This is a genomic window from Microbulbifer maximicatervae (SeqCode) (genome assembly GCF_052467325.1).
In genome coordinates, this window is the sequence record NZ_CP174310.1 from 1,512,297 (window position 1) to 1,525,418 (window position 13,122).

The 13,122-nt window shown below is 52.6% G+C and carries 10 protein-coding genes; 2 read left to right on the forward strand and 8 right to left on the reverse strand.

Going from position 1 to position 13,122, the window contains the following annotated elements:
* The first annotated feature begins 169 nt into the window (after window positions 1-169).
* A complete protein-coding gene (locus ACJJIE_RS06905) occupies window positions 170-2,527 on the forward strand; it encodes a penicillin acylase family protein (protein WP_444894061.1) in 2,358 nt (785 codons plus the stop codon).
* Window positions 2,528-2,549: 22 nt separating this feature from the next.
* On the opposite strand, the gene ACJJIE_RS06910 is transcribed toward ACJJIE_RS06905, so the two are convergent.
* From ACJJIE_RS06910 to ACJJIE_RS06945, 8 genes are all read right to left on the reverse strand, one after another.
* The gene (locus ACJJIE_RS06910; RefSeq protein WP_444894062.1) at window positions 2,550-2,813 is read right to left on the reverse strand and encodes a hypothetical protein; all 264 of its coding nucleotides are present in this window, start codon (window positions 2,811-2,813) and stop codon (window positions 2,550-2,552) included.
* Window positions 2,814-2,877: 64 nt separating this feature from the next.
* The gene (gene cysG, locus ACJJIE_RS06915) at window positions 2,878-4,272 is read right to left on the reverse strand and encodes a siroheme synthase CysG (protein WP_282933065.1); all 1,395 of its coding nucleotides are present in this window, start codon (window positions 4,270-4,272) and stop codon (window positions 2,878-2,880) included.
* 92 nt (window positions 4,273-4,364) lie between these two features.
* Complete coding sequence (serS, locus tag ACJJIE_RS06920) at window positions 4,365-5,648, reverse strand: serine--tRNA ligase (RefSeq protein ID WP_444894063.1); 1,284 nt, start codon at window positions 5,646-5,648, stop codon at window positions 4,365-4,367.
* A 47-nt stretch (window positions 5,649-5,695) separates the two neighbouring features.
* The gene (gene crcB, locus ACJJIE_RS06925; protein WP_282933067.1) at window positions 5,696-6,070 is read right to left on the reverse strand and encodes a fluoride efflux transporter CrcB; all 375 of its coding nucleotides are present in this window, start codon (window positions 6,068-6,070) and stop codon (window positions 5,696-5,698) included.
* A 19-nt stretch (window positions 6,071-6,089) separates the two neighbouring features.
* The gene (locus tag ACJJIE_RS06930) at window positions 6,090-7,433 is read right to left on the reverse strand and encodes a replication-associated recombination protein A (RefSeq protein ID WP_413662219.1); all 1,344 of its coding nucleotides are present in this window, start codon (window positions 7,431-7,433) and stop codon (window positions 6,090-6,092) included.
* Window positions 7,426-8,037, reverse strand: coding sequence for an outer membrane lipoprotein periplasmic chaperone LolA (gene lolA / locus ACJJIE_RS06935; RefSeq protein ID WP_282933069.1), 612 nt, complete (start codon window positions 8,035-8,037; stop codon window positions 7,426-7,428). Before lolA ends, ACJJIE_RS06930 begins: the two co-directional genes overlap by 8 nt.
* A gap of 93 nt (window positions 8,038-8,130) precedes the next feature.
* Complete coding sequence (locus ACJJIE_RS06940) at window positions 8,131-10,473, reverse strand: DNA translocase FtsK (protein WP_444894064.1); 2,343 nt, start codon at window positions 10,471-10,473, stop codon at window positions 8,131-8,133.
* 226 nt (window positions 10,474-10,699) lie between these two features.
* Window positions 10,700-11,755 (reverse strand): methyltransferase domain-containing protein, encoded by a 1,056-nt coding sequence (locus ACJJIE_RS06945; RefSeq protein ID WP_282933071.1) that lies wholly within the window; start codon window positions 11,753-11,755, stop codon window positions 10,700-10,702.
* Window positions 11,756-12,165: 410 nt separating this feature from the next.
* Here ACJJIE_RS06945 and trxB point away from each other — a divergent pair, with 410 nt between their 5' ends.
* Window positions 12,166-13,113 (forward strand): thioredoxin-disulfide reductase, encoded by a 948-nt coding sequence (gene trxB, locus ACJJIE_RS06950; RefSeq protein ID WP_444894065.1) that lies wholly within the window; start codon window positions 12,166-12,168, stop codon window positions 13,111-13,113.
* Window positions 13,114-13,122: the final 9 nt, after the last annotated feature.

The following is a 13,122-nucleotide window of genomic DNA, read 5'->3' on the forward strand; positions in this document are numbered from 1 at the left end:
GTCAGTTCTTCGAGAGATAGCAGCGAATGGCAGGAAAATCTGAGAATTCAAGGATTGAGCTTTGTCACTAAAAGTTACTCCCTGTATCCCTTGGTAACTTTGCAAGTGAAATTAAAAATGCACAAAACTGTGCTACCGACTTAAACCCAGAGATTTAGCGGCAATCACAATGACAAAATTTCCATTTCTCAAGCGGTATATGTCAGTACTTATTATTAGCGCATTGGGGCTGATCATTTTATTTTTAATGGGTTCCTGGATCTGGCTCCGACAGAGCCTGCCTATTCTTGATGGGACCATTACCACGGGTAAATTAAAAGACCCGGTTGTTATCGAGCGCGATTCACATGGAGTGCCATTAATTCATTCTGAAAACCGAAACAGTTCAGCCTTCGCATTGGGCTTTTTACACGCGCAGGAACGTTTTTTCCAAATGGATCTGTTGCGGAGAAGTTCTGCTGGAGAATTATCAGAATTACTGGGCGAATCCACTATAAGACACGACCAAAAGGTACGCTTGCATCAATTTCGCCAGCGAGCAGAGCGGAACATTGCTGCGATGCCGGCGGAACAAAAGGCCCTTCTGGATCAATATATCAACGGTATTAATTTCGGTCTCAATCAGCTTCCCGCAAAACCCTGGGAGTATTTGTTATTGGGTCAGGAACCGCGCCCCTGGAATTCTGCCGACAGCCTGTTAACTATCTACAGCATGTACCTGACGCTACAAAGTGAACGCGGTAGTTATGAACTTCGCGACACCGCTTTAGCCGAATTGCTTCCAGCAGATCTCTACGCTTTCTATTTTCCCCAAGGCGGGCGATGGGACGCACCACTATTTGGCGAAGCACGAGAAAAAGTCAGCCTCCCAGAAACGCCGATTTCTGCGCTTTTAGATGAACAGGACACTATCGTTTATCAGGCGATGGAGAGTGATGACAAAATTTACGGCAGTAATAACTGGGTGGTCGGCGGTAATTTGACAGCGCACGGTGGAGCCATTCTTGCCAACGATATGCACCTCGGGCTGAGTGTTCCCAATATCTGGTTCCGAGCAGGCTGGAGCATACCTGGCACCAACCGATTTGTCCGTGGCGTAACCCTTCCGGGCGGCCCAATTATGGTTGCCGGAAGCAACGAATTAGTTGCCTGGGGATTTACCAACACCGGGGGCGACTGGAGTGACCTGATTCCACTGGAACTCAGCGAAGACGGCAATCAATATAAAACGCCTGAAGGCTGGAGGAATTTTGCCTATGAAACAGAATCTATCGCCGTCAAAGGCAGCGACCCAAAAACCATAGAAGTTCGCACAACTATCTGGGGTCCCGTTATCGGTACAAACCAAGATGGCGTTCCTCTCGCATTCCGCTGGGTTGCTCACGACACTCTGGGCGGCAATATGAACTTGATTGATATGGAAGTTGTTCGCACCGCCGAAGAAGCTCTGGAGCTTGGCCCCACCATAGGCATCCCCCATCAGAACCTAGTGGTTGGCGATAGTAACGGCAATATTGGTTGGACTGTGGCTGGCGCTATTCCCAAGCGAGTCGGGTTTGATGGCAGTCGATCAATCAGTTGGGCAGATGGTAGTGCCTATTGGGACGGCTATTTAAGCCCCCAGGAGCACCCCCGCCTGTATAACCCGGAGTCCGGCCGAATCTGGAGTGCCAACGCTCGTATCGTTGATGGGGACTATCTCAAACTCATGGGCAACCACGGCTATGCGCTCGGCGCACGTCAGCAACAAATTCGCGAACGGCTTTTCGCTCAAGAAAAATTCAATGAGCAGGACCTTTTAAATATCCAGCTCGACGATCGGGCAGTATTTCTCGAGCGGTGGCAGCAACACCTCCTCACCTTACTTGAGGATCAGCAAGACTATCGCGAGGTATATATACAGATTCAAAATTGGGGAGGCCGAGCCGCCATCGACTCCGTAGGCTATCGCATCGTTCGCAACTATCGCCTGAAGTTGATGGAGCTTACGACAGCGCCCATTTTGACTTACATGCGCCGCTATCAGCCCAAGTTTTCTTTCGGCCAACTCAAGCGCCAATTTGAATACCCTCTTTGGGAAATGGCTCAGCAAGAGCCAAAACAGCTTCTCAACCCGGATTTTGAATCCTGGAACGCGATAAAGCTCGCCGCGCTGGATCAAGTACTGGAAAAAATGAACCGCAGCAATCTGCCCCTTAAGCGTCAATCCTGGGGTGCAGAAAACACGGCAAAGATCCAGCATCCACTGGGCAAAGCAATACCACCGCTGAACTGGTTCCTGGCTATGCCTGCGGAGCCTCTCGCAGGAGATACCCATATGCCCCGCTTCCAGTCTCCCACTCATGGCGCATCCCAGCGCTTAGTGGTTTCACCGGGCCGGGATGCAGACGGTATTTTCCATATGGCCACAGGTCAGAGTGCTCATCCACTCTCACCATTTTTCGGCAACGGTCATCAGGATTGGGTAAAGGGAAACACTTCATCATTTGTTGAACGCGAGCCTCGCTACCGGCTCACGTTAAATTAGAGGTACCGCAGGGACGCTAAAGTCAGGCAGTCTCATCGAGAATTGCAAAAGACAGAAACGTGGTGAAGAAGGCAAGACTCACAACGAAAGGCAGCACTGGAAAGCACAACATCAGTGCCGCCGCTGTAATCCAGAGATTTCTCACCCAACTCTTCTTTTGCTGGTAGTGGTAGGTGTAGCGCCGGGTGTGACTGTCTAGCTGTTCAGGAATTGCTATTTCACGGACCGGTGGGAGAAAAAAGCGCACAGCATTGGTGCAATAAAAGCGAATAAATGCAAGCAGCATATTGAACACCACTCTGAGAGTACCTTTTCAGTATAGGTACTCTCGGCGTCATTGGGTCCCTGCCTTAATCTTCTCGATTTGGCTGATACCACTGAAGCTTTTCATGCAAGCTCACTACCCCACCAATGATGGTGAGTGTTGGCGCTCGAACTTCACTGTTTTCAGCAAGGGCCGGCAAGCTGCTCAAGTCACCAACAACTACTCGCTGGTCTCGCGTAGTGCCCTTTTCAACCAAGGCAGCCGGCGTATTCGCATCGAGCCCGTGTTTAATCAATTCAGCACAAATAGTCTGTAACCCCGTAAGCCCCATATAGAAAACCAGGGTTTGTGCTGGGCCCGCAAGTTCTTGCCAAGGGAGGTCCAACTCACCCTCTTTCAGGTGCCCGGTAATAAAGCGCACAGATTGAGCGTGATCCCGGTGAGTCAGTGGGATACCAGCGTAACTGGCGCAACCAGAGGCCGCAGTGATTCCCGGCACTACCTGAAAGGGAATTCCCGCCTCTGACAACTTGTCTATTTCCTCACCGCCTCGACCAAAAATAAAGGGATCGCCTCCCTTAAGCCGCAAAACCTTTTTACCTTGGCTGGCCAGATCTACCAACAGCTGATTGATATCGTCCTGTGGCACCGCGTGGAAAGCCTTGCGCTTACCTACATAGATCCGCTCTGCATCCCGGCGCACCAACTCCATCACTTCCGGTGAAACCAGCCGATCGTAGAGCACCACATCCGCCTGCTGCATCAAGCGCAGTGCGCGAAAAGTCAGCAGGTCTGGATCTCCTGGACCTCCACCTACCAGATAAACCTCACCCACCGGATTCGGGCTCCCCTGCCAGTCTTGAAGCGCATCCAACAGCGCCTGCTCGGCATCTGCTGGCTGCCCCGCCTCCATGCGGTTGGCAACGGGGCCGGCAAAAACCCACTCCCAAAAATTCTTGCGGCGAGACTCTGGCAGCGCTGCCTTAACCCTATCGCGCATCCGCGCCGCCAAAGTTACCAGCGGTCCCAGCCCTGGCGATAGCAGAGCTTCGAGCTGAGCCCTGATTCTGCGCGCCAGTACCGGAGCCGCGCCTCCACTACTGATACCGATCGATAGATCTCCCCGCTCCACAATGGCCGGGAAAGTAAACGTGCACAACTCTGGCGCATCCACCGCATTGACCGGCAGGCGCTGAGCCTGGGCATCGGCTGAAACCTGTGCATTCACGGACTCGCTATCAGATGCAGCAACAACCAGCCCCGCTTTCTGTAAATACTCGCTCGAATAAACTGATTGAAACCATTCCCCACCAGAATCAGTCACCATTTGTTGAAGCTCATCGGTAATTTCCGGGGATACCACCAATATCCGTGCACCCGCTTTGTGCAATAAGCGAGCTTTACGGGTGGCAATGGAGCCGCCTCCAACAATCAAACAGGGATGATCTTTGACATCAAATGCGAGGGGTAAATAACGCAACTTCTTATTCCATCAAATAGCGGGCAAAGTGAAACTCATTACTACAAACAAAAAAGGGCGAACTCTACGCTCGCCCTTTTGGAGTGCTACGCTCAGGAAGCTGAGATCACTTCCTGGCCTCGCATATAGGGCCGCAATACTTCCGGCACCTCAATACTGCCATCCTCGCGCTGGTAATTTTCCAGAACAGCGATGAGGGTACGACCCACGGCAAGGCCGGAGCCATTCAGTGTATGCACCAATTCGGGCTTATTGGTTTCCGGGTTGCGCCAGCGTGCCTTCATTCGGCGCGCCTGGAAGTCACCTACCAGGGAGCAAGAGGATATCTCGCGGTACTTATCCTGGGACGGAATCCAAACTTCAATATCGTATGTCTTTCGAGCAGAGAAACCGATATCGCCACCGCAGAGAATCACTGTGCGGTATGGCAGGTTCAGCTTCTGCAAAATGGTCTCCGCATTTTGCGTCAGGGTTTCCAGTGCCTCTTCAGACTGATCCGGGCGCGCCACCCAAACCAGCTCTACCTTTTCAAACTGGTGTTGGCGAATCATGCCACGAGTGTCGCGGCCGTGAGAGCCAGCTTCAGAGCGGAAGCAGGTAGTGTGGGCAACCAATTTATGCGGCAGGCTAGCACTGTCTTCAACAATATGATCCCGATACATATTGGTGAGGGGCACTTCCGCAGTCGGGATCAGGTAGAAACCACGATCATCTTCGAGCTTAAACAGGTCTTCCTCAAATTTAGGCAGCTGGGAAGTGCCGTACAGGGAATCAGCATTCACAACAACCGGCACATTGGTTTCCTGGTAACCATGCTCTTCGGTGTGAGTATCCAGCATAAACTGTGCCAACGCGCGATGCAGACGCGCAACCTCACCGCTCATTACCGCAAAGCGGGAGCCGGTTAGCTTCACTGCCATCTCGAAGTCGAGGCCACCAAGGTGTGTGCCCAGGTCTACGTGGTCTTTAACTTCAAAGTCAAAAGTACGCGGCTGGCCCCAGCGGCGAACCTCCACATTATCGTCTTCACTCTCGCCTTCGGGCACTGAGGCATCCGGCAAGTTGGGAATCGCAGACAAGATTGCATCCAGCTCTCCCTGCAATTCTGTCAGTGCATGTTTGGCATCTTGCAACTCACCACCGAGGGACTCCACTTCTTTCAAAAGCGGGGCAATATCTTCACCATTCGCCTTGGCACGGCCGATATTTTTCGACTTGCTATTGCGCTCGTTTTGCAAACTCTCGGTGCGCACCTGCAATTCTTTGCGGCGTTCTTCAAGGGCTTCAAGTTTGGCAGTATCCAGTTCTACACCGCGCTTTTTCAGGGCAGCGGCCACCTGGTCCATATCCGTGCGAATCAGTTTGGGATCGAGCATCGTTTCCAGTTCGCCTGTTATCAGGCTCCTACAACAGAGAAGTTAAATTAAAAATACCGTGTCGCCAAAGCGACAGCAGCAGCGGTGGCCAACAAACAACCAACAAGGCTGCCGACAATATAGCCAAGGGCCACCAGCGGCTGGCCATTGTGCCACAGTATCAGGCTTTCGAGGGAGAAAGTGGAAAAGGTTGTCAGTGCGCCAAACATGCCGGTCATCAACAGTAGACGCCATTCCTCCCCCAACATGGCGCGGTGAGCGATCAGTACATAAACAATACCGATCAAAAAAGAGCCTGTTAAATTGACAATGATGGTTCCTAGCGGAAACCGACCCTCAAATACCGGAAAGCTCCAGATACTCACCAGGTGGCGAAGAACTGCCCCAAGTGCGCCGCCCAAGGCGACTGCCAGCCACTGCATTTAGCTGTTTCCTTTCTATTTATTTAGAGTTTCTGTAACGCTGCCTGTCACTCTCGCGATTTAGTCGGCGCAGAGTCTGCAATTTTTCTGAAATTTTTAACTCCAGCCCTCGGGGAACCGGCTGGTAGTACTCCCGCTCGGCAATCTCTTCGGGGAAGTAATTCTCTCCCGCAGCAAAAGCATCGGGTTCGTCGTGGGCGTAGCGATACTCCGCACCGTGGGACAGGCTTTTTGCCAGTTTGGTAGGGGCATTGCGCAAATGCACTGGCACTTCGTAACTGGGCTCGCGACGAACATCCGCCACGGCACGATTGTAAGCGGAGTAAACTGCATTGCTTTTTGCCGCAACCGCCAGGTAAGTAATGGCTTGGGCAATTGCCAGCTCGCCCTCGGGACTCCCCAGACGCTCCTGCACATCCCAGGCATTCAGCGACAACTGCAAGGCCCTCGGGTCCGCATTGCCGATATCTTCACTGGCCATACGCACGACACGGCGAGCGATATATAACGGATCGCAGCCTCCATCCAGCATCCGCACAAACCAGTAGAGCGCCGCATCCGGGTCAGACCCCCGCACTGATTTATGCATGGCGGAAATCTGATCGTAAAAATAATCGCCGCCTTTATCAAAACGGCGAACATCGGCACTGAGCACCTCGGCGAGCACGTCTTCATCGACAATCAGTCGCCCGGCCTCCTCTTTGGCCAGATCGCAGGCCACTTCCAGCAAGTTCAAAGCACTGCGGGCATCCCCATCGGCAGCCCGGGCAATCTTGCCCAACACTTCTTCGGGAATGTTGACGCTCCGCTCGCGCAACTGCTGGTCGGTTTGCAGGGCGTAGCGCAGCAACCCCAACAACTCCTCTTCGGGAATACTGCGCAAAAGATAGACCCGACACCGGGACAGGAGCGCATTGTTCAACTCAAAAGCCGGGTTCTCCGTAGTCGCCCCGACAAAAGTCACAGTGCCCTCCTCCACGTAGGGAAGGAAGGCATCCTGCTGAGCCTTATTAAATCGATGCACTTCATCGACAAATAAAATAGTGTGTCGGCCCGACTGTATCCGGTGCTGCTCAGCTTCGGCCACCGCCTGGCGAATATCTTTCACTCCGGCGAGTACCGCAGACAGTGTTGCAAATCGAGCATCGCACTCTTCAGCTAGCAACCGCGCAAAAGTGGTTTTACCCACACCGGGTGGGCCCCACAAAATCATTGAGTGCAGCTGGCCGCGCTCTACGGCCTCCCGCAGAGGTTTGCCCTCCCCCAATAAATGCGACTGGCCCACATAGTGGGCCAGGGAATTCGGCCGCATACGGGCCGCGAGGGGTTGGTGGGTTTTGGGAGTATCGAACAGATCACTCATCTTTAATAATGTCAGTACCGGCCGGGGGCTTAAAATCAAATATAGAAGCGGATAGTTTTGGGTTCGCTTCCATACCACTGAACTGAATTTCAGTGGTTTGTCCCATACCATCGCGCACGGTCATTGCCGACGGCAAGCCATTTTTGGCAAATCGAATTTCCATGGCTTTAAAAGGGGCCGAGGGGTTCTTGGGGGTCAGGTGATAAACCCCTTCTTTCTGGCTCACATTAAACGAGCCTCGAATTTCCTCTACTTTGCCCCCCAGTAATAGGGCTGGGGTATCCTTAATACGAGCATCCACTGGGCGAACTGTCACCTGCTCCAGGTCCGGATCGTACAGCCAAAGCGTCTTGTTGTTTGTCACCAGTAACTGGGGATAAGGCTCACCGGTTTTCCAGCGCAATTTGCCCGGGCGCTGCACAGAAAAGCTACCATTGCTCTTTTGTGTGACCTCACCACGCTCGTCGATCAATGTCTGTTTGAAATTACCCGAAATCGCTTCCAACGGCTTGAGTAAATCGCTCAGGTCATCGGTGGCATCAGCCCAGGCCGCGCTGGCGGTAACACTGATTGAAAGCAGCAGACCCTGCAGAATTCTTTTCATAGTGGAGTCCCAACGTATTGATTTCCTTAAAGATTAACCCCGACTAAGTGAACAGTGGCTTAACCCGCCACTGCTCCAAGGGCCAAACTCCTATCAGGCTGGCGGCGGTGCCAGCACCTCTCGATTGCCGTTGTGGCCCGCCGCAGATATCACCCCAGCAGCCTCCATGGCGTCAATAATTCGAGCCGCGCGATTGTAACCAATCCGCAGCTGACGCTGCACAGAGGAAATTGACGCCTTGCGGGATTTAGTGACGAAAGCTACGGCTTCGTCGTAGAGCGCATCGGCTTCAGGGTCTTCATCCTCACCGCCTTCAGACTGTAATCCAGGCACGGGAATACTGTTATTACTATCGTCGACAATACCATCGATATAATCAGGCTCACCGCGACGGCCCCAATCCGCGACAACTTTATGCACTTCGTGATCGTCGACAAAAGCGCCGTGGACACGAACAGGAACACCACTTCCAGGCGGTAAGTACAACATGTCACCATGACCGAGCAGCTGCTCCGCACCGCCCTGGTCGAGGATTGTGCGGGAGTCCACCTTGGACGAAACCTGGAAGCCGATTCGAGTAGGTACGTTGGCTTTAATCAAGCCGGTAATAACATCCACCGACGGACGCTGGGTTGCAAGCAGTAAGTGGATCCCAGCTGCACGGGCTTTTTGTGCGATTCGCGCGATCAGCTGTTCGACCTTTTTACCGACTATCATCATCATGTCGGCAAATTCATCAATCACGACAACAATGGCAGGCAGTGCTTTCAGGGCCGGTGCGGTTTGTTCATCTTCCGGCACGCTGGAGGCGGGATCTGGCTGCCAGATAGGATCGATCAGCGGCTCCCCGGCCTCTTCCGCCTCTTTCACTTTGCGGTTAAAGCCTGCGAGGTTTCTCACCCCCATTGCCGCCATCAACTTGTAGCGGCGCTCCATTTCTCCAACACACCAACGCAAACCATTGGCGGCATCGTTCATATCGGTGATGACCGGGGTCAACAAATGCGGAATGCCCTCGTACACCGAGAGCTCCAGCATTTTTGGGTCCACCAGAATCAGGCGGACCTCATCGGGCGTGGATTTGTACAGCAGGCTCAACAACATAACGTTGATACCCACGGATTTACCCGAACCGGTGGTACCCGCTACCAGCAAGTGAGGCATCTTGGCCAGATCGGCCACCACCGGCTGACCGGAAATATCGTGACCGAGCGCCAGAGTCAACGGCGATTTGGCATTATCGTAGACATCTGCCGACAACACTTCACTGAGGCGCACCATCTGTCGATTTTCGTTAGGGATTTCGATACCCACAACCGACTTGCCTGGGATTACCTCAACCACACGCACACTGATCACCGCCAGTGAGCGCGCCAGGTCTTTTGCCAGATTGGAAATCTTGCTCACCTTTACGCCGGGAGCTGGCTGAATTTCAAAGCGGGTTACTACCGGCCCCGGCAGCACAGATACCACTTCGGCAACAACGCCGAAGTCTTTCAGCTTAAGTTCCAGCAGGCGCGACAGCGCTTCCAGGGATTCCCGGGAGAAACCGGCCTTCTTGTTTTGATCTGCTGGATCGAGAAGCCCCAGCGGCGGCAGGGTTCCAGTAACCGGGCCACTTTTGAAAAGCTCTCGCTGTTTTTCCTTCGCAGCCCGAGGACTCTGCTTCGGCTTGGGGGCAGTGGGCTCAATCTTTGGGGGAATTCGTTTGGCAACTCGCTGCTTCTCTTCCTCCACAGCGGCCTTGCGCACGACTATCGCCTCTCTGGCCACCCTCCGCTCATTGCGCTTTTGGCGCCAGCGTTGATAGAAACTGCCCAGCAAGGCAAAAAAGCCGAGCACATTCTTGCCGATTGCCTCTGCCAATTTGAGCCACGACAAACCCGTAAAAACAGTGACACCGATAGCAAATATCGCCAGCAGTAAAATAGTTGCCCCTACATAACCGAGGCTAGAACCCAGGGCAGAAGCCATCGCGCTACCAATGATGCCCCCGTTGGTAAACGGCAAAGGGTTTTCTGCGGGATCAAAACAAAGAGTCGCCATTGCCGCCCCGCTGACAAGAACAAGCAGCAAGCCAAATACTCTCAAAGCAAATAGCGGCAAATGGAAGCGGGCATTGCGATCGCGAAGGATGTGATAGGCCCGCAGACCAATCAGCAAGGGAAACAGGTAAGCCATCCATCCGAGCAAAGACAAACACACATCTGCCAGCCAAGCACCGGCTGGCCCAATGGCATTGTGCACTTGTTGGGTACTGCCAGTTTGCGACCAGCCTGGATCTTCTGCGCTAAAGCTTAACAGGCTAATGGCGAGCAACAGGGCACCAGCCAGCAAACTGATCAGGGCCCCCTCGCGAACGAGTCGGGCGATCAATGAATCTGGCAATGCATTGTTCTCTGCAGGGCTTTTTTCAGTTGCGCTTTCGGCCTTCAATGGCTTACCTCAATAATGCTGTACTTTTTATGTCCACATGAACTTGGCGGTGTCTACCTGGGACCTGAATCCCCATGCCGCCTGACAAAATTCTGTATTGCTTACAGAAGAAAGCAACTCAATCAGGCTATTTTACAATCTACGCTTTCAGATTGCGCCTTACGATCCCTGACACCAAGTAGTTTTTTGTTGTTTGGCGGCAGTATCGAAAAACCTGGAGCGCTTCCTAGCCAGTATTCTCTTCTAAATTTATCGGTTTGTACGTGCGATAGATGCAATTTGGAATCATCATCGAGATATCCTGCCCTGAATCCTCCCAGCAAACCTCATCAATAATCGCCTGGGTAACTCTCTCGCGGAGGTAACTATTCAGAATTTCTAATTTGTATTGATCCCCGCCCAACTCTGTTTTTAATTTGTCTTGAGTACTATCCCGGTAATAGGTTCTGGATACCCGCTCTGCTTGCGAAAAGCCTGCATCGCTGAGCAATTGTAACAACTGGTCTTCCCGCAAAAAGAACCGATCCAAGAGCAACGATTCACGGTGTGTCAGCGCTGACAATTTTCGCTTTTGGGCACACAGTAAATCTTGGACCCCGGCAGACGCCGGCATCAAGTCCCAAACCAACAGCGGACCTCCCGGCTTCAAAACCCGATAACACTCCTGGAGAACCAGGGGCTGATCTTTATAAGGCACTTCGTGCAGGCCCATTCTGATTGCCACAGCATCAAATAATTCACTGGGATATGGCAAGTTTCTTCCGTCACCTATAGTGATATCGGCAGCTAGCAATTGAATATTTGGGTCAAGGTTTTCAAGCTGCGAAGGGTGGGAATCGCACAAACTACATTGAATAATAACCCCATGAGCTTTGGCAAACTTAAGCAGGTAGCTGCTCAGGACTCCCCTGCCACACATCAAGTCGAGAACTCGACAACCATTGCTGAGGCCCAGCGCCATAGCAAACTTCTCGAGTTCTTCTGGCTCACCCGCGCAAGTAACCGCCCCACCTCCTGTATCACCATATCCATCAGAGACAATTTCACAGCGTATTTGCAAGTTGAGCGCGGTAAATAGATCCAGCAGGTGGGGTGGACCATGTAAGCTTGCCCGGTGATCGCCATCCGGCTCCAGGTCAATGGAAAAACGCAATGAATAACTATCGTCAATAATTTCGGCTACGAAAGCCTGGGCCTCCTCACTGAGGGTCAGGAAAGTTTTAGGGTGCCCCAACTGCTCTCGCTTCAGGTTTAAGGGTATGAACTTTCTTTTGTAGCGCATAACGATCCTCAACCCACCGGGGTTTGGGCACTTACTCGAAGTCACTGGCCTCTATGACGCTCACACACTCAATACATCTAACAATCCGTAATTCTAATTTGTGACACCCCATTCTCCCCCTAGCAGTGCCAGCAGCAGCTGCCTTAGATTGGAACTTTTTTACATTTTTCCAGCTCTTACGGCCAGCTCTGGCGCAAACTCCGATTTGAGCCAAAGCTCTAGCCAGGTCAAAGAGAGTTGAATAGGTAAGATCAATCGAACAAATTAAGGCAAACTATTTCGCCGAATGGTAAATATCGCCTATTATATCGCCCAATTTAATAGTCTCGCCTGATCAAAAAATGGACGGGCATATGGACTCCCAGCCCATTGGGTAAACTTCGCAAATTGAGAGTTTTAAAGAGTACTTCATGAGCAATAACCATCATCGACTGATCATCCTCGGCTCAGGCCCTGCCGGCTACACTGCGGCTATCTACGCTGCACGGGCAAACCTGAACCCGGTTGTTATCACGGGTATGCAACAGGGTGGGCAGCTGACCACCACCACTGAAGTCGAGAACTGGCCGGGCGGTATTCCGGAACTTCAAGGTCCGGACCTGATGGTGCAAATGCAGCAGCACGCAGAGCGCTTCGAGACAGAAATCATCTTCGATCACATCGAATCTGTTGATCTGAAACAGCGTCCTTTCACCTTGAAAGGCAACGAAACTTACACCTGTGACTCGCTGATTATCGCCACTGGCGCCTCAGCACAGTACCTGGGCCTGCCCTCTGAGGAAGCCTTCCAGGGACGTGGCGTCAGCGCCTGTGCGACCTGTGACGGATTCTTCTATCGCGACCAGAAAGTTGCTGTTGTCGGTGGTGGCAACACCGCCGTAGAAGAGGCCCTGTACCTCTCCAATATCGCCAGTGAAGTGACCCTGATTCACCGCCGCGACGAACTTCGCGCAGAAAAAATCCTTCAGGACCGCCTGATGGATAAAGTGGAAAATGGCAACATCAACGTCTGCTGGCACAACACCCTGGACGAAGTGCTCGGTGACGATAACGGTGTAACGGGACTGCGCCTGCGTAACACCCAGGATGACTCCACTACAGAGCTGGACGTTTCCGGTGTGTTTATTGCCATCGGTCACAAACCGAATACCGGTATCTTTGAAGGCCAGCTTGAAATGAATGGCGGCTACCTCATTGTAGAGAGTGGCCTGAAAGGCAATGCCACCCAGACTTCTGTTCCCGGTGTATTTGCCGCAGGTGACGTATCCGACCATATTTACCGCCAGGCGGTAACTTCTGCGGGCACCGGCTGTATGGCCGCCCTGGACGCCGAGCGCTTCCTCGACGCTGAGAAGTAAGTCAAATCC